Source organism: Acidovorax sp. JHL-9 (genome assembly GCF_000426205.1).
Lineage (GTDB): Bacteria > Pseudomonadota > Gammaproteobacteria > Burkholderiales > Burkholderiaceae_C > Acidovorax > Acidovorax soli.
Genome location: NZ_AUEX01000010.1, coordinates 15,477 through 40,467, shown reverse-complemented (window position 1 = coordinate 40,467; position 24,991 = coordinate 15,477). Strand labels below are relative to the sequence as shown.

17 protein-coding genes and 4 tRNA genes are annotated in these 24,991 nt (G+C 64.5%); 10 read left to right on the top strand and 11 right to left on the bottom strand.

Annotation, left to right across the window (positions count from 1 at the left end; translation table 11 throughout):
* Positions 1–98 precede the first annotated feature (98 nt).
* From hpnE to hpnC, 4 genes are all read right to left on the bottom strand, one after another.
* Positions 99–1,418, bottom strand: coding sequence for a hydroxysqualene dehydroxylase HpnE (hpnE, locus tag K225_RS0108185; protein WP_026435939.1), 1,320 nt, complete (start codon positions 1,416–1,418; stop codon positions 99–101).
* Between the two features lie 133 nt (positions 1,419–1,551).
* Positions 1,552–2,391, bottom strand: coding sequence for a presqualene diphosphate synthase HpnD (gene hpnD, locus K225_RS0108180; protein WP_026435938.1), 840 nt, complete (start codon positions 2,389–2,391; stop codon positions 1,552–1,554).
* Positions 2,392–2,519: 128 nt separating this feature from the next.
* Positions 2,520–3,950 (bottom strand): L-serine ammonia-lyase, encoded by a 1,431-nt coding sequence (locus tag K225_RS0108175; RefSeq protein WP_034712155.1) that lies wholly within the window; start codon positions 3,948–3,950, stop codon positions 2,520–2,522.
* A 217-nt stretch (positions 3,951–4,167) separates the two neighbouring features.
* The gene (gene hpnC / locus K225_RS0108170) at positions 4,168–5,070 is read right to left on the bottom strand and encodes a squalene synthase HpnC (RefSeq protein WP_051248789.1); all 903 of its coding nucleotides are present in this window, start codon (positions 5,068–5,070) and stop codon (positions 4,168–4,170) included.
* A 176-nt stretch (positions 5,071–5,246) separates the two neighbouring features.
* On the opposite strand from hpnC, the gene K225_RS0108165 reads away from it, so the two are divergent.
* From K225_RS0108165 to K225_RS0108120, 10 genes are all read left to right on the top strand, one after another.
* The gene (locus K225_RS0108165) at positions 5,247–6,443 is read left to right on the top strand and encodes an efflux RND transporter periplasmic adaptor subunit (RefSeq protein ID WP_051248787.1); all 1,197 of its coding nucleotides are present in this window, start codon (positions 5,247–5,249) and stop codon (positions 6,441–6,443) included.
* Between the two features lie 8 nt (positions 6,444–6,451).
* Positions 6,452–9,625, top strand: coding sequence for an efflux RND transporter permease subunit (locus K225_RS0108160; protein ID WP_026435934.1), 3,174 nt, complete (start codon positions 6,452–6,454; stop codon positions 9,623–9,625).
* Between the two features lie 101 nt (positions 9,626–9,726).
* Positions 9,727–9,813 (top strand) — tRNA-Leu (locus K225_RS0108155).
* A gap of 75 nt (positions 9,814–9,888) precedes the next feature.
* Positions 9,889–11,199 (top strand): trigger factor, encoded by a 1,311-nt coding sequence (tig, locus tag K225_RS0108150; RefSeq protein ID WP_026435933.1) that lies wholly within the window; start codon positions 9,889–9,891, stop codon positions 11,197–11,199.
* A gap of 125 nt (positions 11,200–11,324) precedes the next feature.
* Positions 11,325–11,933 carry an ATP-dependent Clp endopeptidase proteolytic subunit ClpP gene (gene clpP / locus K225_RS0108145; protein ID WP_026435932.1) on the top strand — a complete coding sequence of 203 codons (609 nt, stop codon included), beginning with the start codon at positions 11,325–11,327 and terminating at the stop codon, positions 11,931–11,933.
* 99 nt (positions 11,934–12,032) lie between these two features.
* Positions 12,033–13,298, top strand: a complete 1,266-nt coding sequence (gene clpX, locus K225_RS0108140) for an ATP-dependent Clp protease ATP-binding subunit ClpX (RefSeq protein WP_026435931.1) — start codon at positions 12,033–12,035, stop codon at positions 13,296–13,298.
* A gap of 125 nt (positions 13,299–13,423) precedes the next feature.
* Entirely contained in the window at positions 13,424–15,856 is a 2,433-nt protein-coding gene (lon, locus tag K225_RS0108135) for an endopeptidase La (RefSeq protein ID WP_026435930.1), read from the top strand.
* An 87-nt stretch (positions 15,857–15,943) separates the two neighbouring features.
* A tRNA-Gly gene (locus K225_RS0108130) sits at positions 15,944–16,019 on the top strand.
* 58 nt (positions 16,020–16,077) lie between these two features.
* Positions 16,078–16,151 (top strand) — tRNA-Cys (locus K225_RS0108125).
* A gap of 186 nt (positions 16,152–16,337) precedes the next feature.
* A tRNA-Gly gene (locus K225_RS0108120) sits at positions 16,338–16,413 on the top strand.
* A 741-nt stretch (positions 16,414–17,154) separates the two neighbouring features.
* Here the strand turns inward: K225_RS0108120 and K225_RS0108115 are convergent.
* From K225_RS0108115 to trbE, 7 genes are read right to left on the bottom strand one after another with little or no spacing between them, the layout of a single operon-like run.
* Positions 17,155–17,442, bottom strand: a complete 288-nt coding sequence (locus tag K225_RS0108115) for a DUF2274 domain-containing protein (RefSeq protein WP_026435929.1) — start codon at positions 17,440–17,442, stop codon at positions 17,155–17,157.
* On the bottom strand, positions 17,439–18,710 hold the full coding sequence (locus K225_RS0108110; RefSeq protein ID WP_026435928.1) for a TrbI/VirB10 family protein: 1,272 nt from the start codon (positions 18,708–18,710) through the stop codon (positions 17,439–17,441). The genes K225_RS0108115 and K225_RS0108110 overlap by 4 nt, the downstream gene beginning before the upstream one ends.
* Positions 18,711–18,712: 2 nt before the next feature.
* Entirely contained in the window at positions 18,713–19,726 is a 1,014-nt protein-coding gene (trbG, locus tag K225_RS0108105) for a P-type conjugative transfer protein TrbG (protein WP_026435927.1), read from the bottom strand.
* Positions 19,723–20,427, bottom strand: a complete 705-nt coding sequence (gene trbF / locus K225_RS0108100; protein WP_026435926.1) for a conjugal transfer protein TrbF — start codon at positions 20,425–20,427, stop codon at positions 19,723–19,725. Before trbF ends, trbG begins: the two co-directional genes overlap by 4 nt.
* Before the next feature lie 14 nt (positions 20,428–20,441).
* On the bottom strand, positions 20,442–21,809 hold the full coding sequence (trbL, locus tag K225_RS0108095) for a P-type conjugative transfer protein TrbL (protein ID WP_026435925.1): 1,368 nt from the start codon (positions 21,807–21,809) through the stop codon (positions 20,442–20,444).
* Between the two features lie 12 nt (positions 21,810–21,821).
* Entirely contained in the window at positions 21,822–22,550 is a 729-nt protein-coding gene (trbJ, locus tag K225_RS0108090) for a P-type conjugative transfer protein TrbJ (protein WP_026435924.1), read from the bottom strand.
* Entirely contained in the window at positions 22,547–24,985 is a 2,439-nt protein-coding gene (gene trbE / locus K225_RS0108085; protein WP_024815641.1) for a conjugal transfer protein TrbE, read from the bottom strand. Before trbE ends, trbJ begins: the two co-directional genes overlap by 4 nt.
* Positions 24,986–24,991 lie beyond the last annotated feature (6 nt).

Below are 24,991 nucleotides of genomic sequence, written 5' to 3'. Positions count from 1 at the left end.
CGGCCATGGTGCACTGCCACGCTGTCGAACGGCTGTCAAACTGCGGTCGGTGGGCTAGGGAGTTTCCCGGGGGCGGTCGCAGGGGCCTTTGCGTTTCCTCAGGCCAGGCCTGCCGCTGCCGTGCCACTCAGCACCGCGCCTTCCAGCGTGGCCGGGTAGGGGCCTTCGATGTAGTCGCCGCAGGCGCACAGGCCGTCCGCCAGTGCCGGCGCGGGCCGCTGCAGGCCGGGCGTGCAGGCAAAGGTGGCGCGTTTTTCAATCACCGTCTGGACGATGCCCAGGCCCTGCAGCCCCAGCTGTTCGCGCGCCTGCTGCAGCACCGCGCGCTCCAGGGTGGCGCGGTCGCCCGCGCTGGCGCTGACCACAAAGGCCAGCAAACCCGCCGGGCCGCCCAGCTGGCCCCGGTCGAACACGAACTGCGCGGGCCGGCCCGCGCCAGGGCGCAGCGCCAGCATGGGCCGGCTGAGCAAGTGGCCATGCGATGGCGCCGGCGCCTGGGCGTAGACGGTGGAGATGGCCGTGAAGCGCAGCGCCTGTGCGCAGCCGACCCAGGCGTGCAGGGCGGCTGCCTCGGGGCCTGGCAGCGTGCTTTGTGCCGTCAGCGCCAGGCGGGCCGCCTCGGTGCTGGTGGTGGCCAGCACCACGGCGTCAAACGGCAGGTCGTCCACCCGCCAGCCTGCGCCGCCGTGGGGACCACCTGCGGGACTGCGCGCCAGGCGCTGCACCCGGTGGCCGGTGTGCAGCGCGCCACCCTGGGCCTGCAGCCAACGCCCGGCCGCTTCAGGAAACAGGGCCCCCAGGTCGGTGCGCGGCAGCAGCAGGTTGGAGCCGCCCTGGCCGCTGAACAGGCTGTCCTGCAGTACGCGCAAAAACACCTGGCCGCTGGCTTCGTGCGACAGGGTGTTGAGGGCCGACACGCACAGCGGATCGATGAACTCGGCCATCAGGCGCGGCGTGAGCCCGGCGCACAGCTGGGCTACCGAAACCTCGGGCGCGCAGCGAAAGCCGCGCCGCTGCCAGCCCGAGGCCGTGCGCAGCAGCGCCAGCTTGTCGCGCCAGCCCCAGCCCCGTGCCGTGGCGATGCCCGCCAAGGCATCCAGCGGCGGCGGCAGATCGGGCAGCCGCAGCCCCTGGCCATCGGGGAACTGCAGCGTGAGCGGCAGGCGCAGCAGCGCAGCGTCGGGGTTCACCCCCACCAGTCGCATCAGGCGCAGGCTGGTCGCATAGGCGCCAATCAGGATGTGCTGGCCGTTGTCCAGCGTGGCCGCGGTGCCGTCGGGCAAGCGGGCGGGCACGGCGCGCGCACGGCCGCCCACGGTGCGGGCGGCTTCAAAAACGGTGACCTGGCGGCCCGCCTGCGTGTGCGCAATGGCGGCGGCCATGCCAGCCCAGCCGGCACCGATCACGGCGATCTTCATGCGAGCAAAGCCGTCATCTGTTTCGCCGCCGGGCCGCCCCAAGGCGAAACGCGGCCCCATGCACCAGCGACGCGCAGGGCAAGACTGCTGCGGGGGGCAGGGAGCGACACGCAGCGCGCGACCGTGGGGGCCATCACATGCGCCCGAGCGCCTGCACCTTCCACGCCAGCCAGAACTTGCGCAGCGGCGTCAGGCGGATGCGTTGGTGCAGCACCTGAAAATTCTCGTGTTCGATCTCGCGCAGCAGCGTGCGGTAGATGCTGGCCATCATCAGGCCTGGCTTTTGCGCGCGGCGGTCGGCATCGGGCAGCAGGGCAAAGGCCTCTTCGTACAGGCGGTGCGCGCGCTCGGCCTGAAAGCGCATCAGGGCCGTAAAACGGTCGGAATACTGGCGCTTCAAGATCTCGTGCGCCTTCACGTCAAACTGCTGCAGCTCGCTCACCGGCAGGTAGATGCGGCCCAGCATGGCGTCTTCGCCCACGTCGCGGATGATGTTGGTGAGCTGGAATGCCAGGCCCAGCCGGTGGGCGTATTCGGTAGTGCGCGCATCCGTCTGGCCAAAGATGCGCGCCGCCACCTCGCCCACCACGCCCGCCACCAGGTGGCAATAGCCCTTGAGGCCGGCAAAATCGAGGTAGCGCGTCTGCTCCAGGTCCATCTGGCAGCCGTCGATCACCGCCTGCAGGTGGCGCTGCTCGATGCCGTAGTCCAACGTGTGCGGCATCAGCGCCTGCATCACCGGGTGCGTGGGCTGGCCGGCAAAGGCCTTGGCCACCTCGGCCTGCCACCAGGCCAGCTTGGAGCGGGCCACGCCGGGGTCGGTCACCTCATCGACCACATCGTCCACCTCGCGGCAAAACGCATAAAACGCCGTGATGGCCGCGCGGCGCGGCGCGGGCAGGAAGAGAAAGGCGTAATAAAAGCTGCTGCCCGAGGCCACGGCCTTTTGCTGAACGTACTGCTGCGGTGTCATGGGGCCGGATTGTCCCATGCTGAACAGCGTCTGCCGGGGTGGCGAGGTTTGAAGTATTTTGGGCCGCTGGCGATTGTTGAATAAGCGCTGGCAGCTATTGATTTGAGAGTGACTGCTTCTGAAGCGCTTCAGCACTCCACCACGTTCACCGCCAGCCCGCCGCGCGAGGTTTCCTTGTACTTCACCTTCATGTCGGCGCCGGTCTGCATCATGGTCTTGATGACCTTGTCGAGCGAGACCACATGCTGGCCGTCGCCGCGCAGGGCCATGCGGGCGGCGTTGATGGCCTTGATGGCGCCCATGGCGTTGCGTTCGATGCAGGGGATCTGCACCAGGCCGCCCACGGGGTCGCAGGTCATGCCCAGGTTGTGCTCCATGCCGATCTCGGCGGCGTTCTCGATCTGCTCGGGTGTGCCGCCCATCACGGCGGCCAGGGCGCCGGCGGCCATGGAGCAGGCCACGCCCACCTCGCCCTGGCAGCCCACCTCGGCGCCCGAGAGCGAGGCGTTTTCCTTGTAGATGATGCCGATGGCGCCGGCGGTGAGCAAAAAGCTGGCGATGCCGTCCTCGTTGGTCTTGACGCCGCCTTGCAGGAAGTTGACGTAGTAGTGCAGCACGGCGGGGATGACGCCCGCGGCGCCGTTGGTGGGGGCAGTGACCACGCGGCCGCCGGCGGCGTTTTCTTCGTTGACGGCCATGGCGTACAGGTTCACCCAGTCGAGCATGGCCAGCGGGTCGCGCAGGGAGGCCTCGGGGTGGCTGCGCAGGTTTTTGTGCAGCTCTGCGGCGCGGCGGCGCACATGCAGGGGGCCGGGCAGGTTGCCGGTGCTGGCGCAGCCGCGCTGCACGGCGCCGGCCATGGTCTGCCAGATGGCCAGGAGCTGGCGGCGCACTGCGGCGGCACTGCGCCAGTGCTCTTCGTTGGCGGCCATGAGCTGGGCGGGGGTGAGGCCGGTGGCCTGGCACTGGGCCAGCAGCTCGGCGCCGGTGCGGAACGGGTAGGGCAGGCCACGGCCGTGACCGGCTGTGTCGGCATCGGCAGCGGCGCCGGCGGCCAGGTTGAGCACGCGCTCGCCGGTGGCATCGATCACGAAGCCGCCACCCACCGAGTAGTACTCGCGCACCGCGATCTCTGCGCCCTGCGCGTTGAAGGCGTGAAAGCACATGCCGTTGGGGTGCAGCGGCAGGCTTTTGCGGCGAAACAGCAGCTGCTCTTTTTCGATGAAGGGCACGGTGTGCGTGCCCAGCAGCGCCAGCGTGCCGCTGCCGCGGATCTGCGCAATGGCGGGCGCGATCAGCTCGGGATCGATGCGGTCGGGCTCGTGCCCGGCCAGGCCCAGCAGCACGGCGCGGTCCGTGCCGTGGCCCACGCCGGTGGCCGAGAGCGAGCCGAACAGTTCCACCGTGACGCCATGCACCGCCGCCAGGCCCACGCTGGCCTGCAGGTGGCAGGCGAATTGCCGCGCGGCAATCATGGGCCCCACGGTGTGCGAGCTGGAGGGGCCGATGCCGATCTTGAAGAGGTCGAAAACGCTGACGGAGAGGGGAGAGGTGGTCATGGTGGCGAGGCTAATCGGACGGCGGGCCTGCAGCATGCGCGCAATCCCTGCCCACCACGCACCGCCTGTGCTGCAACCATGGCGGCTGGCAGGTTGATTGCTTCATATTTAATAGCTTCTGGTGCTTATGTAGTAAGCCATTGTGGCTGTTTTGGCTTCAAGCCGTTTGACCAAGGCGCACCCCGTGTCAGATCGCCTTGCCGCCCATGAATCTTTCTTACATTGCCAGCGCGCGGCCCAGCATCAGGCCCCAGTCCCAGGCGTGGAGCTTGGGGCGCGTGTGCAGGCTGCCGCCTTGCAGGGCATCGACCTTGTCGAGGATGCGCAGGCCGCCTTGCACCACCAGGCGCAGCTCCCAGCCCGCGCGGCCGGGCAGGCGGTGGACCAGGGGGGTGCCGCTTTGCATGCTGGTGCGGGCCCAGCGGGCGCAGTCGGCAATCAGGCGCGCGTTGTCGGGGGTGCTGCGCAGCGCCTGCAGGTCGGCCGGGTCGGCGCGGTGGCGGGCGCAGTCGGCGTGGGGCAGGTAGTGGCGGCCGCGGGGGATGTCCACGCTCAGGTCTTGCCAGAAGTTGATGAGCTGCAGGGCGGTGCAGATGGCGTCGCTTGCTTGCAGCGCCTGTGCGCCGGTCACGCCATACAGGTGCAGCAGCAGGCGGCCGACGGGGTTGGCGGAACGGCGGCAATAGTCGAGCAGCTCGGCGCGGTCGGTGTAGCCCTGGGCGTCGCGGGTTTTTTCCACGTCCTGGATGAAGGCGCTGAGCAGGTCGTCAAGCAGCGGCACCGGCAGCTGGTGCTGGCGCAGTACGGCCTGCAGCGGGCCAAACACGGCGGTCCAGGGCGCCGCGGGGGGCTGGCCTGCGGCCACGCGGGCCAGTTCGGCACGGTAGGCGGCCAGGTCGGCCAGGCGCTGGGTGGGCGTGGCGTCGCCTTCGTCGGCCAGGTCGTCTGCCGTGCGGGCGAAGGCGTAGATGGCGGCAATGGGCTGGCGCAGGTGGGGCGGGCACAGCAACGAGGCCACCGGGAAGTTCTCGTAGTGCGTGACGGGTGCGGCCACCACCGGCGCGGTCGGCTGTGGTGCAGCGGCAGTATCAGGGTCAGGAGAGTGCGGGCGTTGATTCACAGGCGGGATTGTCGCTTGACATTGTCAGGGTGTCCCTCTAGATTACTAACCGGTCAGTCAGTAAAATTTGCGGTTTGGTTGCCTTGTCCCGCTGAAAACATGGGAGCACATGGGGCGGCGCTGTGATCGTCGTCGCATGGGTGCGGGGCAGCTGCCGTTCTTACCCCGGATGTCCCATGCGCACACCCTTCACCCGGCGGCATTCGCTGCGGTCTTTGTTTCTTGTTGTCTCTGCCGCCTCGCTGGTGGCCTGTTCCCGGCCGGCGCCGCCCGAGGAGCCCGTGCGCGCGGTGAAGTTGCTCACGGTGGGCGTGGGGGCGCTGCAGTCCAGCCTGGAATATGCGGGCGAGGTGCGCGCGCGCGTGGAATCGCGCCTGGGCTTTCGGGTGGCGGGCAAAATTGTGCAGCGCCAGGCCGAACTGGGCCAGCGGGTGAAGGCCGGGCAGGTGCTGGCGCAACTTGATCCACGCGATTACCAGTTGGCGGCAGATGCCGCGCGTGCACAACTGGCAGCGGCGACCACGCAGCGTGATCTGGCGGCGGCCGACTTCAGGCGCTACCAGGCCCTGAAGGAACAGAACTTCATCAGCGGCGCCGAGCTGGAGCGCCGCGAGGCCACGCTCCAAGCCGCGCAGGCCACGCTGGACCAGGCGCGCGCGCAGCTGTCTTCGCAAGGCAATCAGGCCGGTTACACCACGCTGGTGGCCGATGTGTCGGGCGTGGTCACGGGCATCGAGGCCGAGCCGGGCCAGGTGGTGGCAGCGGGCACGCCCGTGGTGCGCATTGCACAGGACGGCCCGCGCGATGTGGTGTTTGCCGTGCCCGAAGACAAGGTGGCGCACATCGCGCGCGGCCAGGATGTGGCAGTGCGTGGCTGGTCGGGCGGCGCGCCGCTGGCGGGCCGTGTGCGCGAGGTGGCGGCCAGCGCTGATGCGGCCACGCGCACCTACCAGGTCAAGGTGGCGCTGGAAGGCAGCGATGCGCCGGCCCTGGGCGCCACGGTGTATGTCACGCCCAAGGCCTTGAGCCACGCGGGTGTTGCGGCCATCAAGCTGCCCACCAGCGCGTTGCGCCAGGAGGGGCAGGCCACGGCGGTGTGGGTGTATGACCCGGCCACCAGCACGGTGCGCTCGCAGGTGGTGCAGATTGCCACGGCCGATGGCAACGACGCCGTGGTGGCGTCGGGCCTGGCGCCCGGCATGCAGGTGGTGGCCACGGGGGTGCATGTGCTCTCGCCGGGGCAGAAGGTCATGGTTTATCGGCCAAAAGTGGTTGTTGCCCCCGTGCCTGAAGCGCAAACGGCTGCGAATTCAGCAGCGATTCCTCCGGTGCCTGCTGCCTCTGCGGCGGCTGCAGCCTCTTCCGCAAAGTAAGGCAGGCCATGACCCGACGACAACCCAAAGAGGGGTTCAACCTCTCCAAATGGGCGCTCGACCACCCGGCGCTCACCCGCTACCTCATGGTGGTGCTGATGCTGCTGGGCTTCGCCGCCTATTTCCAGCTGGGGCAGGATGAAGACCCGCCCTTTACGTTCCGGGCCATGGTGGTGCGCACCTACTGGCCGGGTGCCACGGCGCAGCAGGTGGCCGAGCAGGTGACCGACAAGATCGAGCGCACGCTGCAGGAGGTGCCGTACGCCGACAAGATCCGCAGCTATTCGAAGCCCGGCGAGTCGCAGATCATCTTTCAGATCAAGGACTCGTCCAAGGCCAGCGAGGTGGCCAACGTCTGGTACACCGTGCGCAAGAAGGTGGGCGACATGCGCTACACCCTGCCCGGTGGCATCCAGGGGCCTTTCTTCAACGATGATTTTGGCGATGTGTATGGCGTGATCTATGCGCTCGAATCCGAAGGCTTCAGCTATGCCGAACTGAAAACCTTTGCCGACGATGCGCGCCAGCAGCTGCTGCGCGTGCCCGATGTGGCCAAGGTCGAGCTGTTTGGCGTGCAGGACGAAAAGCTGTTCATCGAGATCTCGCAGAAGCGCCTGGCCCAACTGGGCCTGGACATGAGCCAGGTGCTGGCCCAGCTGGGGCAGCAAAACGCGGTGGAGAGTGCCGGCGCCTTCCAGACCCCCCAGGACCAGGTGCAGGTGCGGGTGGGAGGGCAGTTCAACGCCATTGAAGACCTGCGCGCCATGCCGATCCGGGGGCCGTCGGGTGCGCAGCTGCGCCTGTCGGACATTGCCGAAGTCCAACGCGGCTATGTGGACCCGGCCACCGTGAAGGTGCGCCACCAGGGGCAGGAGGTGATCGCGCTGGGCGTTTCCATGGCCAAGGGCGGGGACATCATTGCGCTGGGCAAGGCACTGCACGCAGCCACCGACCGCATTGGTGCCAGGCTGCCAGCGGGGGTGAAGCTGGTCAACGTGCAGGACCAGCCCAAGGCGGTGGCCAGCTCCGTGAATGAGTTCGTCAAGGTGCTGATCGAGGCCGTGGTCATCGTGCTGGTGGTGAGCTTCGTCAGTCTGGGGCTGCACAAGCGCCCCGGCAACCAGCCGCTGTGGAAACGCTGGTACATCGACCCGCGCCCCGGCCTGGTGGTGGGCATCACCATCCCCATGGTGCTGGCTGTGACTTTCCTGGCCATGTGGTACTGGAATATCGGCCTGCACAAGATTTCGCTGGGTTCGCTGATCATTGCGCTCGGTCTGCTGGTGGACGACGCCATCATTGCGGTCGAGATGATGGTGCTCAAGCTCGAAGAGGGCTACGACAAGGTGCGCGCCGCCACATTTGCCTATGAGCTCACCGCCATGCCCATGCTCACGGGTACGCTGATCACGGCGGCCGGGTTTTTGCCCATCGGCATCGCCAAATCCATGACCGGCGAGTACACGTTCGCCATCTTTGCCGTCACGGTGATTGCGCTGGTGCTCAGCTGGATCGTGTCGGTGTATTTTGTGCCCTACCTGGGCACGCTGCTGCTCAAGGTGCCGCCCCATGTGCTCGCGGCGCAGGCCAGCCAGGGCATTACCGACGATCCGCACGAGGTGTTCGACAGCCCGTTCTACACCGCCTTCCGTCGGCTGGTGCATTGGTGCGTGGAGCACCGCTGGCTGACCATCGGCGCCACGGTGCTGACCTTTGCGCTGGGCATTGCGGGCATGGGCAAGGTGCAGCAGCAGTTCTTCCCGGATTCCAGCCGCCCCGAGATCCTGGTGGACATCTGGTTCCCCGAAGGCACCTCTTTTGCGGGCAACGAAGAAGTCACCAAGCGCGTGGAGCAGCGCCTGCTCTCCGAGCCGGGCGTCAGCACCGTGAGCGCCTGGGTGGGGTCGGGCGTGCCGCGGTTCTACCTGCCGCTGGACCAGGTGTTCCCGCAGACCAACGTGTCGCAGTTCATCGTGCTGTCGCAGGATCTGAAGGTGCGCGAATCCCTGCGGGTGGCGCTGCCTGAATTGCTGGCGAAAGAGTTTCCGGAGGTGCGCGGCCGCGTCAAGCTGCTGCCCAACGGCCCGCCGGTGCCGTATCCCGTGCAGTTCCGCGTGGTGGGGCCCGACCCGCTGGTGCTGCGCGAGCGCGCAGACGAGGTCAAGGCGCAGCTGCGCCAGAGCCCCAACATGCGTGGCGTGAACGACAACTGGAACGAGTCCGTGAAGGTGCTGCGCCTGGAAGTGGACCAGGCCAAGGCGCGCGCACTGGGCGTGACCAGCCAGTCCATCGCCCAGGCGTCCAAGGCCATCCTGTCGGGCACGCAAGTGGGCCAGTTCCGCGAGGGCGACAAGCTCATCGACATTGTGCTGCGCCAGCCGCTGGATGAGCGCAACGCCATCACCGACATCGCCAACGCCTACCTGCCCACGGCCTCGGGCAAGTCGATTCCGCTCACGCAGATCGCCAAGCCCGTGTTCACCTGGGAACCCGGCGTGATGTGGCGCGAGAACCGCGACTACGCCATCACCGTGCAAGGCGATGTGACCGAAGGCTTGCAAGGTGCCACCGTGACGGCGGCGCTGCTGCCGTCCCTCAAGGAGATGGAGGCGAAGTGGCGCACTGCAGGGCAAGCGGGCTATCGCATCGAGGTGGCGGGCGCCGTGGAGGAGAGCTCCAAAGGCTCGGCGTCGATTGCGGCGGGCATTCCGATCATGCTGTTCATCACCTTCACGCTGCTGATGCTGCAGCTGCACAGCTTCAGCCGCGCGATGCTGGTGTTCCTGACCGGGCCGCTGGGGCTGGCGGGTGTGGCGGCAGCGCTGCTGCTGCTCAATCGTCCGTTCGGTTTCGTGGCGCTGCTGGGCGTGATCGCGCTCATGGGCATGATCCAGCGCAACTCGGTGATCCTGATCGACCAGATCGAGCAGGACCGCGCCCGGGGCGTGCCGGCCTGGGATGCCATCGTGGAGTCGGCGGTGCGGCGCTTGCGCCCCATCGTGCTCACGGCCGCTGCCGCCGTGCTGGCCATGATTCCGCTGTCGCGCAGCGTGTTCTGGGGGCCGATGGCCGTGGCCATCATGGGCGGGCTCGTCGTGGCCACGGTGCTGACCTTGCTGGCCCTGCCAGCCATGTATGCCGCCTGGTTCCGGGTGCGGCGCCCGGTTCCCGAGCTGGCATGAGCGCCGGGATTCAAAGCGCCTGCCGCATCAGGGTAAAATAGAAGGTTGACCGATTTCACACAGGCGGCAGCCCAGCTTGCCGCCTGTTTGTTTGTAGAACCGCGCGGGTGGCGAAATTGGTAGACGCACCAGGTTTAGGTCCTGACGCCAGCAATGGTGTGGGGGTTCGAGTCCCCCCCCGCGCACCACCCATGTGAGACTTTGCGGAACACGGCGCCGCTGCGCTGCAGCCAGCACGATCCACATTCATAAGAGGAAGAGCGATGTCCGTTACTGTTGAAACCCTTGAAAAGCTCGAGCGCAAGATCACGCTGAGCCTGCCCCTGACCACCATCCAGACCGAAGTCGATTCCCGTCTGAAGCGCCTGGCCCGCACCGTGAAAATGGACGGTTTCCGTCCTGGCAAGGTGCCCATGAACGTCGTCACCCAGCGCTACGGCTACTCGGTGCAGTACGAAGTGCTGAACGACAAGGTGGGCGAGGCTTTCGCCGTGGCGGCCAACGAAGCCAAGCTGCGCGTGGCCGGCCAGCCGCGCATCACCGAAAAGGAAGGTGCGCCCGAAGGCCAGGTCACGTTCGACGCCATCTTCGAGGTGTTCCCCGAAGTCAAGATCGGTGAGCTGGCGGATGCGGAAGTGGAAAAACTGTCGGCCGAAGTGACCGATGCCGCCATCGACAAGACCATCGACATCCTGCGCAAGCAGCGTCGCAGCTTTGCCCAGCGCGCCATCGACGCTGCGGCACAGGACGGCGACCGCGTGACCGTGGACTTCGAAGGCAAGATCGATGGCGAGCCATTTGATGGCGGCAAGGCCGAAGACTTCCAGTTCCTGGTGGGCGAAGGCCAGATGCTCAAGGAATTCGAAGATGCCGTGCGCGGCATGAAGTCGGGCGAAAGCAAGACCTTCCCCCTGGCATTCCCCGCCGACTACCACGGCAAGGATGTTGCCGGCAAGACCGCCGACTTCCTGGTCACCATCAAGAAGATCGAAGCGGCCCACCTGCCCGAAGTGAACGATGCCCTGGCCAAGTCGCTGGGCATTGCTGATGGCTCGGTGGAAGGCCTGCGCGCCGACATCAAGAAGAACCTGGAGCGTGAAGTCAAGTTCCGCCTGCTGGCCCGCAACAAGGCAGCCGTCATGGACGCCCTGGTCGCCAAGGCCGAACTCGACCTGCCCAATGCCAGCGTGCAGGCTGAAATCGCCCGCCTGCTGGAAGGTGCCCGTGCCGAGCTCAAGCAGCGCGGCATCAAGGACGCTGACAAGGCGGAAATTCCGGAAGACGTGTTCCGCCCCCAGGCTGAGCGCCGCGTGCGTCTGGGCCTGGTGGTGGCCGAACTGGTGCGCGCCAACGAACTGCACGCCAAGCCCGAGCAGCTCAAGGCCCATATCGACGAGCTGGCTGCCAGCTACGAGAAGCCCGAAGACGTGGTGCGCTGGTACTTTGGCGACCGCCAGCGTCTGGCCGAAGTCGAGGCGGTCGTCATCGAAAACAATGTGACCGATTTCGTTCTGGGCAAGGCCAAGGTCGTTGACAAGGCGGTGTCGTTCGACGAGCTGATGGGCCAGGGCTGAGGCCGGGCCATCGGGAGCGCGTTCCTTGCGGATGATCTCGCGGTAGCCACCCATCAGGGGCTTGTGCTTTTGTGCACAGGCCCCAATTCATTTCTGGATACAGTATCTGCTTGACTGGAGAAACAATGAGCGCACTGGAAACACAAGGCTTGGGCATGGTCCCCATGGTTATCGAGCAGTCGGGCCGCGGTGAGCGGTCCTATGACATCTATTCGCGCCTGCTGAAGGAGCGCGTCATTTTCCTGGTGGGCGAGGTCAATGACCAGACGGCCAATCTGGTGGTGGCTCAGTTGCTGTTTCTGGAAAGTGAAAACCCTGAAAAGGATATTTCTTTCTATATCAACTCCCCCGGCGGCAGCGTGACGGCTGGCATGTCGATCTACGACACCATGCAGTTCATCAAGCCGGATGTCTCCACCCTGTGCGTGGGCTTCGCTGCCAGCATGGGCGCATTCCTGCTGGCCGCCGGTGCCAAGGGCAAGCGCTTTTCGCTGCCCAACTCCAAGGTCATGATCCATCAGGTGCTCGGCGGCGCGCGCGGTCAGGCTACCGACATCGAGATCCATGCGCGCGACATCCTGCGCACCAAGGACCAGATGAACCGCATCCTGGCCGAGCGCACGGGCCAGTCGCTGGAAAAGGTCAAGGCAGACACCGAGCGCGACTACTTCCTCACGGCCGACGAAGCCAAGGATTACGGCATCATCGACCAGGTGATTCACAAGCGCTCCTGAGTCGGCCCCTGGTGGCCGCGCGGCGTTTTCCCAAAGGGAAGACGCCGTTTTTTATTTGGTTATCATCCCGACAACTTTCCGAAACAAGGCATTGCCCCCATGGCCGAGAAAAAAGGCTCTTCCAGCGAAAAAACCCTTTACTGCTCTTTTTGCGGCAAAAGCCAGCATGAAGTGAAGAAGCTGATCGCCGGCCCGTCGGTCTTTATCTGCGACGAGTGCATTGACCTGTGCAACGAGATCATCCGCGATGAGCTTCCAGCCGGTGATCTGGCGCGTGAAGGGCGTAGCAATCTGCCCACGCCGGTGGAAATCAAGAAGAATCTTGATAACTATGTCATTGGTCAGGACCAGGCCAAACGCACGCTGGCGGTGGCGGTCTACAACCACTACAAGCGTCTGCGCCACAAGGACAAGGCCCACAAGGATGATGTGGAACTTGCCAAGAGCAATATTTTGCTGATCGGCCCCACGGGTTCGGGCAAGACACTGCTGGCGCAAACCCTGGCGCGCATGCTGGACGTGCCCTTCGTCATGGCCGACGCCACCACGCTGACGGAGGCAGGCTATGTAGGCGAGGACGTCGAGAACATCGTTCAGAAGCTGCTGCAAAGCTGCAACTACGAAGTCGAGCGTGCCCAGCGCGGCATTGTCTATATCGACGAAATCGACAAGATATCGCGCAAGTCGGACAACCCCAGCATCACGCGCGACGTGTCGGGTGAGGGCGTGCAGCAGGCGCTGCTCAAGCTCATCGAAGGCACCATGGCCAGCGTCCCGCCCCAGGGTGGGCGCAAGCATCCGAACCAGGATTTCCTGCAGATCGACACGACCAACATCCTGTTCATCTGCGGCGGCGCGTTCGCCGGGCTGGAAAAGGTCATCGAAAACCGCACCGAAGCCTCGGGCATCGGCTTCGGCGCCTCGGTCAAGAGCAAGAAGCAGCGCTCGCTGTCCGAGGTGTTCACCGAGATCGAGCCCGAAGACCTGATCAAGTTTGGCCTGATTCCCGAACTGGTGGGGCGCATGCCCGTCGTGACGGCCCTGGCCGAACTGAGCGAAGACGCGCTGGTGCAGATCCTGACCGAGCCCAAGAATGCGCTGGTCAAGCAGTACAGCAAGCTGCTGGCCATGGAGGGCGTGGATCTGGAGATTCGCCCGACAGCCCTGAAGGCCATTGCCCGCAAGGCGCTGGCACGCAAGACAGGGGCCCGCGGCCTGCGCTCCATCCTGGAGCAAGCGCTGATCGGAACCATGTTTGACCTGCCCAACACCAGCAACGTCGAGAAAGTGGTGTTGGACGAATCCACCATCGAAGAAAACAAGCCTCCTTTGCTGGTGTACCGCGAGGCCGCCAAGAAGGCTTGAGAAGCCCGGAGCGGGCGCCATGCTGCGACCCCCGAATCATCAACCCTTGCAACAGCGCGGCTGCGCGCAAGGGTTGAAAATCCCCACATGTGGACCATATTCCACAGAGCACTTTGAGGATTTCCATGTCCGGACATAACCCCCTGCCAGCCACCCCCATTGATCTGCCGCTGTTGCCACTGCGCGACGTGGTGGTATTCCCCCACATGGTCATCCCGCTGTTCGTGGGACGCCCCAAAAGCATCAAGGCGCTGGAGTTGGCCATGGAGTCCGACCGCCGCATCATGCTCGTGGCCCAGAAGGCTGCGGCCAAGGATGAACCGTCGGTCGAAGACATGTTTGATGTGGGTTGCGTGTCCACCATCCTGCAGATGCTCAAGCTGCCCGACGGTACCGTCAAGGTGCTTGTAGAGGGTCAGCAGCGTGCCCTGGTGACATCCATTGCGGATGCCGAGACGCACTTCACGGCCACCGTGGCACCTGTCGAGCAGGACCAGGAAAAGCACAAATCCAGTGAAATCGAGGCGCTTCGCCGCGCCGTGATGCAGCAGTTTGACCAATACGTCAAGCTCAACAAGAAGATTCCACCCGAGATACTGACCTCGATCTCCAGCATCGACGATCCTGGCCGCTTGGCCGATACCATCGCCGCGCATCTGCCCCTGAAACTGGAAAACAAGCAGGTGGTGCTGGATCTTTCCGACGTCAAGGCACGCCTCGAGAACCTGTTCGAGCAGCTGGACCGTGAAGTGGACATCCTGAATGTCGACAAGAAGATCCGTGGGCGCGTGAAGCGCCAGATGGAAAAGAACCAGCGCGACTTCTATCTCAACGAGCAGGTCAAGGCCATCCAGAAGGAGCTCGGTGAAGGGGAAGAGGGCGCCGACGTAGAAGAGATTGAAAAGAAGATCAAGCTGGCCAAGATGCCGGCAGAGGCCCGCAAGAAAGCAGAGGCCGAGTTCAAGAAGCTCAAGCTGATGTCACCCATGTCGGCCGAGGCTACGGTGGTGCGCAGCTATATCGATGTGCTCACGGGCCTGCCCTGGAGCAAGAAGAGCAAGATCAAGCACGACCTCGGCAATGCCGAAACAGTGCTCAATGAAGACCATTTCGGCCTCGACAAGGTCAAGGACCGCATCCTTGAATACCTTGCGGTGCAGCAGCGTGTGGACAAGGTCAAGGCGCCCATCCTTTGCCTGGTGGGGCCACCGGGCGTGGGCAAGACCTCGCTGGGGCAGTCGATTGCCAAAGCCACCGGGCGCAAGTATGTGCGCATGGCGCTGGGCGGCATGCGCGATGAGGCGGAAATCCGCGGGCACCGCCGCACCTACATCGGTGCCATGCCCGGCAAGGTGTTGCAGAGCCTGGGCAAGGTGGGGGTGCGCAATCCGCTGTTCCTGCTGGATGAAATCGACAAGCTGGGCACTGATTTCCGGGGTGACCCGTCGAGCGCACTGCTGGAAGTGCTGGATCCCGAACAGAACCATACCTTTGGCGACCATTACGTGGAGGTCGACTTCGACCTGAGCGACGTCATGTTCGTGGCGACATCCAACTCCATGAACATTCCGCCAGCCTTGCTCGATCGCATGGAGGTGATTCGACTGTCGGGTTACACCGAAGACGAAAAAACCAGCATTGCCATGAAGTATCTGCTGCCCAAGCAGTTCAAGAACAATGGTGTGAAGGCTGAAGAACTCCTCATCACCGAAGCCGCCGTGCGCGACATGGTGCGCTACTACACCCGCGAGGCCGGGGTGCGCTCGCTGGAGCGTGAACTCTCCAAGATCTGCCGCAAGGTGGTGAAGGGGCTGCAGCTGAAGAAGCTGACCCCGCAGGTGGTGGTGAATGAGGACAACCTGCCCGACTTTCTGGGTGTGCGAAAGTACACCTATGGCCGTGCGGAGCAGCAGAACCAGATCGGCCAGGTGGTCGGGCTGGCATGGACGGAAGTGGGCGGCGATCTTCTCACCATCGAGGCGGCCACCATGCCGGGCAAGGGCGTCATTACCCGAACGGGGTCGCTGGGCGACGTGATGAAAGAGTCCGTCGAGGCCGCCCGCACGGTGGTGCGCAGCCGCGCGCGCATGCTGGGCATCAAGGATGAAGCTTTCGAAAAGCGCGACATCCACATCCACGTGCCCGATGGCGCGACGCCCAAGGATGGCCCCAGCGCAGGTGCCGCCATGACCACTGCGTTCGTATCGGCGCTCACGGGAATTCCGGTGCGCGGCGATGTGGCCATGACGGGGGAAATCACCCTGCGCGGCGAGGTGACGGCAATTGGCGGGCTCAAGGAGAAATTGCTGGCTGCTTTGCGCGGCGGCATCAAGACCGTGTTGATCCCGGAAGAGAACGTCAAAGACCTGCAGGAGATCCCGGACAACGTGAAAAGCGGGCTGGAGATCGTGCCGGTCAAGTGGATCGACAAGGTGCTGGAAGTGGCGTTGGAGCGCAAACCTGTCGCCTTGAGCGAAGAAGAAGCGGCCGTGGTGGTGGCGTCGGCTGCAGAAAAATCAGCCGGGGGCGTGGCCAACGCCGATCCATTGAAACATTGATGCAAAAATTGCTGGCGCACCCCGAAAATTGCGCTACAATTCATTCCATCGCAGCAAACGTTGTACAATGTGAGGCTTCGGTAAAATGCGGGAATAGCTCAGTTGGTAGAGCGCAACCTTGCCAAGGTTGAGGTCGAGAGTTCGAGACTCTTTTCCCGCTCCAATTTCCAAAAAAAGGGAAGCAAATGCTTCCCTTTTTTGTCAGGGAAGCGTGATTTTCTGGCGCGGTAGCAAAGCGGTTATGCCCCGGATTGCAAATCCGGTTAGTCCGGTTCGACTCCGGACCGCGCCTCCAGAACACCATTGGTTCAGACCAGTGGATCAAGGTCCTTCGGGGCCTTTTTTGTCGGTTCGGTTCGGTGGAGTCAGAGAAGTGTTTTTCTGAAAATTTCTCCGAGTTCGCCGGAGAGGCAGAAAATGGCGCTATAATTTGAGAATTGCTGATGCACACTGAAGGTGACTGAAGAGTGCAAAAGTAAATGCGGGAATAGCTCAGTTGGTAGAGCGCAACCTTGCCAAGGTTGAGGTCGAGAGTTCGAGACTCTTTTCCCGCTCCAGATATGCAAGGGAAGCTTCGGCTTCCCTTTTTTCTTGGTGATGGCGATATGTTGGCGGTGCCGGCATGGCCCTCACTGGATACGACAGGGGCATTGCGTGTCCGCGTGCCCCGGGTTACGCTGCGATGCAGGTGTGCGTTGGGCAGCCGGCGCCCCGATGGTGAAATTGGTAGACACTGCGGACTTAAAACCTCCTTTGTCAAGTCTTTTCCATCACGAGAGAATAGGCCGAAAAGCTAGCAATGGCGCGGGTTTCAAGCCTCCAGGCATTGCTTCCGAGTTGGTCCCTTGGACGGCTAGGAGCCAGCCAGGGGCCAAGCGAGCGGTACAGTTAGAGCAAGCTCGGCAGTAGCCGTGCGAAAATGGCCTCGGTAACGAGGCAAGCCAGCCCGAGTGGTGAAATTGGTAGACACAAGGGACTTGAAAAATTTGAGCCCTCCGGAGGAAACTCCGAAGGTGAAGCCCGTCAAATTCGGTGAACGCCCTGGATGCGCAAACGTCCGAGCCAACGCCGAGCCAAGCCCTGAATCTAAAGGTTCGTGGGAAGGTGTAGAGAGCAGACGGCGGGCACCTACGGCCGCAAGGCTATGGTGAAGGCGTGCTCCAGACCACGAACAGCGTTCACGCTGGCGGCGAAAGTCGAAGTGGTAAGAAAATCCCTCGACCTCACGGTCATGCCGGTTCGATTCCGGCCCCGGGCACCAACTCAAAAACCGTTCCTGCGAAAGCGGGAACGGGTTTTTAGCTGGATGGTTGACCTGTATTCGATCCTCTTTGATTCACTCCAGAAGGCTTGCGTCCGATTAACTCGATTGCATTGGCTTTCCTGAACCCCCGATCCCCAGCCATGAATGCTTCGAGCATGTGCGGGATCAACGTCGCCACATCGACCGCTTTGCCATAGGTTTGCGCGTGCATCGAGGCGTAGCGGTCGAGGTCTGCTTTCAAGCTGGCCGGGCATGTGAAGGTCACCTTCGTGGACTCCAGTTTCGGGAGCGGCCCAAGCCGCAATTTTCTGCTCGTGTTCATCGGGCACCTCCGCGCTGAAGAAAGAGTGGTTGGTAGGGCCGAAGGGCGACATCCTTATTGACGATGATGCGCACCGGCAACCCCGGTCGCGCCGTCAGCGTCGGCTGGATGTTCATGTTGCGTCGGGTCATCTCCTGGCCCACCTGGTTCACGCTGTCCTGCAAGCCGTCGCGCCCGGCGATGATGATGCGGTTGCCGTCCTGCCGGTTCTCCGGCGCGGCCAGCTCGGCCCCCACGCCCAGCAGCGTGGTCAGCGCCGCGCCGGCCAGGATGCGGCCCCAGTGCCGGTCAACCTCGTCCTCCACGCCGGCATAGCCCGCCGGATCAGTGCCGACAAGGTTGTCCAGCGTCAGCGAGGACGTATCCGGCAGGATGATTCGGTTCCACACCATCTGCACACGACTCTGGCCGTAGCTGACCTGGCTGTTATATCGGCCCAGGATGCGCGATCCCTGCGGGATCAGCAGGAACTTGCCGGTGGCCGTGTCGTAGACCGGCTCCGTCACCGTGGCGATCACGTCGCCCGGCAGATCGGACTTGATGCCCGTTACCAACGCCGCAGCGATCACCGTCCCTGCCATGACCTGGTACGGTGAGGCCGGCATCTGGAGATTCCCTGAATTGCGCGTTTCCGTAGAACCGGCTTTCAGGAACGCCTCCTTCTGATCTTGCCGGTTCTGCGTGGCAGTCGGGTCGGCCGGCTGTGCCGCCGTCGAGGCCGGGCCAGCGGCCAGCGGGTCAAAGGCCGCCAAGGCGTTGCCCATGCCGGGCGCACCGGGCGTTGCCTGCACGGCCGCGCCAGCGGTCTGCCCTGGCTTGCCCGAGCGGAAGAACACCGACGAAGCCGCCGCCGCATCGGCTTCCTTGCGCAAGGCATCTTCGGGATCATGGCCCGGCGGCGCATAGGTGGGCGTCACCGGCTGCTGCGACTTCACGATAGCAGGGCCAAGATCGCCCGGCAACGGCGGCCCCAGCTCGGGCACCTTTGGCGGCAGCTTCGAGTAGTCGGCCGGCAACCCATCCAGCCCTTCGGACTTCGAGACCCGATCCACGTTGTACAGCTCGGTCTGCTCGCCCGCGCCGCGCCGGTGCGGCTGCAGTGACCAGATCGTGGCCCCGAGCACGGCGACCGAAAGGCCGCCGGTGAGGATGGCCAGCGTGCGCCGGTTCAGGCGCGTGACCGGGCGCGGCTGGGCGCGCAGCGCCACAGGATCGGGCGCCACCTTGCCCGCTTGCGGGGCAAGATCAGGAGAGTCGTCCTGGTTCATGGTCAATTCCTCCGCGCGCCATCCGTGCGCTCGATCCGCACCACGTCGCCTCCACCACTTCCTTTTCCGCCGCCCAAGCGCAGTTCTGCCGCGCCAAACAGGCGATCCACGATGTAGTACGGTGTGCGAAAGCGGTAGTTCACCAATTGCCCATCGCCCTGCGCGCCGATGACGAACAACGGCGGCAGCTCGCCCTGGGCGATGCCTTGCGGAAACTGGATATAGACCTTTTCACCGTCGTCAAAGGCGCGTAGCGGCTTCCACGGCGGATTACTGCCGCTGACTGCGTAGCGGAAGCGGATCTTGTCCAGCGACAGGCCGGTATCGACCGGCGTGGCGGCGCTGGCCGCCTGTGCCTGGCGCTGCAAGGCCAGCATCTTGTCCTTCGGATACTCCCAGGACACCGAAGCCATCCACGTTTTGTCGGTCGATGTCAACTCCAGCAGATAGGTGCGCCGGCTGGTGGTGATGACCAGATTGGTCTTCAACCCTGAGCGGATCGGTTTGACCATCACATTGACGCGCAGCGCATCGCCGCTGCCGCTCGACGTGTCTCCGACGATCCAGCGCACCGTATCGCCGGCGGCCACCGTCACCAGCTCCTCGCCCGGCTGGAGCGCGATCACGGTCACGCGGCCCACAGCCGCATAGACCTGGTACAGCGCGCCATCGGTGAAGGGCCAGACCTGGATCGCATTGACGTAGCCCTCACGCGTGGGCGCGATGCGGGCTTCGGCGTTCGCACGCGATACCCGGACTTTCTCGTCAGTGGGCTCCGGCGCTGGCTTGGCGCCCTCGCCCTCGGGCAGCGGCTTCAACTGCGCTGGAAGCGCCAGCGGCTCGGGAACCGTGACCACATCCACCGGATTGGGCGGCTCCGGCAGCGGCTGTGCCTGCACCGGCTCATCGAGCGAAATGGTCGGCGGTGGCTTGCCCTGCGTGGCGCAGCCCGAGAACAACAAGGCCGAAGCCAACAAAATCACCGGCAAAGCGGATTTACGGAAAACATCATTCATGGTTTGGCTCCTTCGTTCGCTTCCAGTTCTCGGCTCCACGACAGGCCGTTGACGTAGATGCCCAAGGGGTTCTTGCGCAGGCGCTGCTCGGTGCGCGGGGCTTGCAGCACGGTGGAAATCACCGCGTTCCAGCGCTCGGTGCGATCCAGTGCACCGTTGACAAAGCGCTGCTCCGTCCAGCGCACGTTGAACGACGTGTCGCTGGCGCGGGTCACGCTGCTGATCTGCACCGTCACCGACTCCTTGCCGATGCGCGCGAACGGGTCATTGGTGCGGGCGTACTCGTTGAGCCCAGCCGCCCCCTTGTCGGTGGTGTAGTCGTAGGCATCCAGCCAGTTCTGGCGCACGACGATGGGGTCGATGGACAGCGAGCGCACCAGGCCGATGAAGCGGCCCAGGTGGTACGCGATCTGCGCATCGTTGGGTCGGTACGGCGTGGCGGCTTCGCCGACGGTCCGCACTTGGCCCGCGTTGTCCACCTCGATGACGTAAGGCGTCACGATGGACTGCGCCGAGCGCCAGACCAGGCCGCCCGTCATCAGCAACGCGAGCGCAAGACAGCCAAAAGCCATCAGCCGCCAGTTCTTGGCCTGCACGCGGGCTGAGCCAATGCGCTCATCCCAGACCTGGGCCGCGAATTGGTAGGGAGTGGCAGGCTGCGGCGTATCGGCGTAGCGCACCTGAGGTCGTTTGAATCGCATGGGAAGTTCTCCTTTCAATCGTCAGGACTACGCAGACTCGGGCCTTGACTGGAGCTACCGGCGTCGCCGCCGCGTAGCGTGTGGGCGGCGGTCGTGGCGGCATGGGTGATTTGTTGCCTGCGATGCAGGCGTTTGGCCCAAGCGGGTTGTTCGGTGGATGTGGGTGACGCTGCGGCATCGCTTGTGCCCTGGGCTGCAGCACCGGCCCCGGATGCCGTCATAGCGTCATCGGGCCGCAAGGCAGAGGCAGCACGCTCCTTGAGCGAGCGCGCTCCATCGGCCACCTTCTGCCCTGCTGCCTGCGCCCCGGTCTTGGCGACATTGCCCAGGCCAGCGGCAGCGCCCTTGAGGCCGCCACCGGCCGAAGCTGAACCAGCCTGGTATGCGGACTTGGCACTGCTGGCGTTCGATGCCATCGAACGCGCACCACTGGCTGCTGCTCTCGCGGCTGCCGGGGCCATGCGTGCCCCGGCGGCCACGGCACTACCAACGCCAGAAGCTGCGGCACCGACTGCGACAGCGGCTCCGGCCGCGCCGATGGCAGCACCGGCCATCGCGCCCGCGCCGAGCTGCGGTCCACCGGATACCAATCCGGTCGCGATGCCCGGCCCGAAGATGCCCAGGGCCAGCATGGACAGCGAGGCCAGCATGATGACCAGCGCCTGGTCGATGGAGGGCTCGGAGCCGGCCGGTATATTGAACTCGGCGAACAGTCCCGAGCCGATGCCCACGATAACGGCGAGCACCAGCACCTTGATGCCCGAAGACACCACATTACCCAAGACCTTCTCGGCAAGGAACGCCGTCTTGTTCCACAGCGCGAATGGCACCAGTACGAAGCCCGCCAGCGTAGTCAGCTTGAACTCGATCAGCGTGACGAAGAGCTGCACCGCCAACACGAAGAAACTGACGATGACCACGATCCAGGCGAGGAACAGCACAACGATGGGCGCGATGTGGATGAACACCTCCGGGAATCCCGCAAGCTCCCTAATCTGGTCGAGGATCGGCGCCCCGGCGTCGATACCGACCTTGGCCAGCCGCCCCGGTTGCAGGAAGTTGCCCATGCTCAAGGTTGAGCCGCTGGCCGTCAGGCCCAGGCCGGTGAACGAACGAAACAGGACGCCCGCCAGCGTGTTGAAATTGCCGATGATGTAGGCGAAGGCGCCGACGTAAAGCACCTTGCGGATCAGCTTCGCGATCACGTCCTCGCCCTGCCCGGTGGCATGGCCCATCGCCCAGAACAGCCCGGCGAGCGTCATGTCGATGACGATCAGCGTGGCGGTCAGGAACGCCACTTCGCCTTGCAGCAGCCCAAAGCCCGAGTCGATGTAGCGCGAGAAGACATCGAGGAAGCGGTCGATCACGGAAACGTCGTTCATGGCCCGCACCTGTCAGCGACTGTAGAAGTTCACGGGCTGCGGCGTGTACGGCGTGCCCTCGCCCAGAAAACGCTGCGTCACCTCGCGGCCACGCTCGACGGCAGCGGCCTGCCGCGCCAGCTCAAGCGAAGCCGCGCGACCCTGCGTGATCTGCAACCGCTGCGTCTGGATGGACTGCTTGGCCTGCAGGGCCAGCAACTGGTTCATGGCCTGCATCGCCTGCAGAGCACCTTCCGCTGACTGGCTCTTACTCACCAGGTCGGCCAACACGCTTTCGTCATCGCTCAAGTTCTGCGATGCCTGGGCCTGCATCTTCATCGTGGTCTGCAAGCCGTTGAGCGTGTTCTTCCAACGCTCCTGGGCGTCGCGGTACATCTGGTCGCCGCTGACGGTGGCGGCGTACTGCTCGGGGTACAGGCGCGCGAACTCGCGGTCGATGCTCGTCACGTCGTAGGCCAGGCCCTTGGCCTGCGCGATCAGCCGCTGGGTGGTCGCCAGGTTTGCGCGCAACTGACCGACCACGCTGGACGGCAGGCTGGCCAGGTTGCGCGCCTGGTTCATCAGCATCTGCGCTTCGTTCTGGAGCTGCTGGATCTGGTTGTTGATCTGCTCCAGCGTACGGATGGCCGTGAGTGTGTTCTGCACGAGGTTCGTAGGATCAATCACGACCCTTTGTGCATAGGCAGTCGTCGCCGCGCAAAGCATGGCCGAGACGGCGGCGGCGAGAAGACGCTTTTTCATGATCGGTTCTCCTGTGGGTGGGGGGACGGAAACGAAGGCAACAAGTCAGCGGCCCAATGCAGGCCGCGATGGCGCAGCCAGGCGGCTGCGAATGCGGAGGACGTCGAAGAGGTCGCAGCGAGCACCGCGTCCATGTCGCGCTGGTCCTGCGGCTTCGATGCACCCGCGAAGGCCAGCGTGGCCGCCCCCAGGTCGAGGTCGAACAGCCGATTGCCTAGGCGGGATTGGTAGTAATAGTCGCGCTTCGGCACTGCCGTCGCCACGATCTCGATCTGGCGCGAGTTCAGCCCGAAGCCTTCGTAGATGGCGCGAATCTGCGGCTCGGTCGCCTGCGGGTTGGGCAGAAAGATGCGGCTGGCGCAGCTTTCGATGATCGCGGGCGCGATGGTCGAATCCTTGATGTCGGCCAGCGACTGCGTGGCGAAGATGACGCTGACGTTCTTTTTGCGCAGCGTCTTGAGCCATTGACGGATGCGCGCGGCAAACACCGGGTCATCGAGGAACAGCCACGCTTCGTCGAGGATCAGCAGCGTTGGCGCACCGTCGAAGCGTTCATCAAAGCGGGCAAAGAGGTAATGCAGAACGGCCATGACAGCGGCCTTGCTGTGCATCAGTTCCTCCATCTCGAAGCACTGCACAGTACCGGAGCCCAGGCGATCCGAATCCGCGTCTAGCAGCTTCCCGTGCGCTCCGCTCAGCACGTAGGGTGCGAGCGCCTGGCGCAGCGCGTTCGATTGCAGTAATACCGAAAGACCAGTCATCGTGCGCTGCTCCAGCGGCGCGCCGGCGAGACTCCCCAGTGCCGACCAGATCGCGGCTTTCTCGTCCGGGCCGATGGCCACGCCTTCATGTCGCAAGCGGCCTTCGACCCATTCGGCTGCCCAGGTGCGGTAGCCTTCGCGGTCGATGCGGGCGAGCGGCTGGAAGGCGATTTCTCCATCGGCCCCCAGGTCGTAGTGCTCGCCGCCCAGGCCCAGGATGGTGGCGCGCATCGAGCGCCCCATGTCGAAGGCAAAGATCCGCGAGCCGGAATAGCGTCGGAACTGCATCGCCAGCGTGGCGAGTAGCACCGATTTGCCCATGCCAGTCGGGCCAGCCACCAGCGTGTGTCCCACGTCGCCGATGTGCGTGACCAGCCGGAACGGTGTCGCGCCCTCGGTGCGGGTCACGATCAGCGGCGGGCCATCGAGATGCGCATTCTTCTCCAGCCCGGCCCATACGGCGGACACCGGCATCATGTGCGCCAAGTTCAGCGTCGAGACGATGGGCTGGCGGACATTGGCGTAGGCATTACCAGGGATTGAAGACAGCCAGGCATCGACCGCGTTCAATGTCTCGGGGATCGTCACGAACCCGCGTCCTTGAATGACGCGTTCCACCATGCGCAGCTTCTCGTCGGCCACAGCGGGGGCAGCATCCAGCACCGTCAACGTGGCGGTGACGTAGCCAAAGGCCACTTGGTCGTCGCCCAGCTCCTGCAAGGCGGCATCCGCGTCGGCCGCCTTGTTACTGGCGTCGGTATCGACCAGCGGCGATTCCTGCTGGAAGATGGTTTCACGCAACAGCGCCACCACGTTTTTGCGCTTGGCGAACCACTGGCGGCGCAGACGGGCGAGTTCTTTTTCGGCGTCGGCTTTGTCGAGGCACAAGAACCGGGTTGACCAGCGATAGGCAAAGCCGAGTCGGTTGAGATCGTCCAGAATCCCCGGCCAGGTCGAGGTCGGAAAGCCGCGCACCGTCGCCACGCGCAGGTGCTGGTCGCCCAGCATCGGTGTCAATCCACCGATCAGGGCGGAATCGGCCAGCAGCGCGTCAAGGTGGAACGGCACTTCTGGCACGCCGATGCGGTAACGACGCGTCGAAACCGTGGCGTGCAGATAGGTCAGCGTCTGCCCGTCATCGAGCCAGGCAATCTCCGGCATCACGCCATCGAGCAGATCGAAGATGCGATCCGTTTCCGAGATGAAGGCTCGCAGCCGCTCGCGCCAGTCCACGCCTTCGGTGGGACGGTTCTCATACAGCAGGCCCGCCGCTCGGGCACGGGATTCCTCAGGCGGTAGATACACCAGTGTCAGGTGATAGGCACTCTCGAAGTGGTTTCCCGAATCCTCGAAGGCTGCGCGGCGCTCCTCATCCACCAGCCAGGACAGCGGTTCCGGGAAATCCGAGTGCGGGTAATCCGCCGCCGATCGACGCTCAGCCTCGATGAACAGCGCCCAGCCGGACCCTAGTCGGCGCAGCGCGTTGTTCAGCCGCGCCGACGTGGCGATCAGCTCGCCCTGTGTGGCGCTGTCGAGGTCGGGGCCACGAAAGTGCGCCGTGCGCTGGAATGCACCGTCCTTGTTCAGCAGTACGCCGGACGCGACAAGGCCCGCCCATGGAAGCCAATCGGCAAGCAACGCGGGCCGCTGGCGGTATTCGGCAAGGTTCAGCACGGCATT

Excerpts from the sequence above, each read along its gene's own strand:
- hpnE (WP_026435939.1), bottom strand. The coding sequence starts at position 1,418 with ATGAAGATCGCCGTGATCGGTGCCGGCTGGGCTGGCATGGCCGCCGCC.
- hpnD (WP_026435938.1), bottom strand. The coding sequence starts at position 2,391 with ATGACACCGCAGCAGTACGTTCAGCAAAAGGCCGTGGCCTCGGGCAGC.
- K225_RS0108175 (WP_034712155.1), bottom strand. The coding sequence starts at position 3,950 with ATGACCACCTCTCCCCTCTCCGTCAGCGTTTTCGACCTCTTCAAGATC.
- K225_RS0108165 (WP_051248787.1), top strand. The coding sequence starts at position 5,247 with ATGCGCACACCCTTCACCCGGCGGCATTCGCTGCGGTCTTTGTTTCTT.
- K225_RS0108160 (WP_026435934.1), top strand. The coding sequence starts at position 6,452 with ATGACCCGACGACAACCCAAAGAGGGGTTCAACCTCTCCAAATGGGCG.
- tig (WP_026435933.1), top strand. The coding sequence starts at position 9,889 with ATGTCCGTTACTGTTGAAACCCTTGAAAAGCTCGAGCGCAAGATCACG.
- clpP (WP_026435932.1), top strand. The coding sequence starts at position 11,325 with ATGAGCGCACTGGAAACACAAGGCTTGGGCATGGTCCCCATGGTTATC.
- clpX (WP_026435931.1), top strand. The coding sequence starts at position 12,033 with ATGGCCGAGAAAAAAGGCTCTTCCAGCGAAAAAACCCTTTACTGCTCT.
- lon (WP_026435930.1), top strand. The coding sequence starts at position 13,424 with ATGTCCGGACATAACCCCCTGCCAGCCACCCCCATTGATCTGCCGCTG.
- K225_RS0108115 (WP_026435929.1), bottom strand. The coding sequence starts at position 17,442 with ATGAACACGAGCAGAAAATTGCGGCTTGGGCCGCTCCCGAAACTGGAG.
- K225_RS0108110 (WP_026435928.1), bottom strand. The coding sequence starts at position 18,710 with ATGAACCAGGACGACTCTCCTGATCTTGCCCCGCAAGCGGGCAAGGTG.
- trbG (WP_026435927.1), bottom strand. The coding sequence starts at position 19,726 with ATGAATGATGTTTTCCGTAAATCCGCTTTGCCGGTGATTTTGTTGGCT.
- trbF (WP_026435926.1), bottom strand. The coding sequence starts at position 20,427 with ATGCGATTCAAACGACCTCAGGTGCGCTACGCCGATACGCCGCAGCCT.
- trbL (WP_026435925.1), bottom strand. The coding sequence starts at position 21,809 with ATGAACGACGTTTCCGTGATCGACCGCTTCCTCGATGTCTTCTCGCGC.
- trbJ (WP_026435924.1), bottom strand. The coding sequence starts at position 22,550 with ATGAAAAAGCGTCTTCTCGCCGCCGCCGTCTCGGCCATGCTTTGCGCG.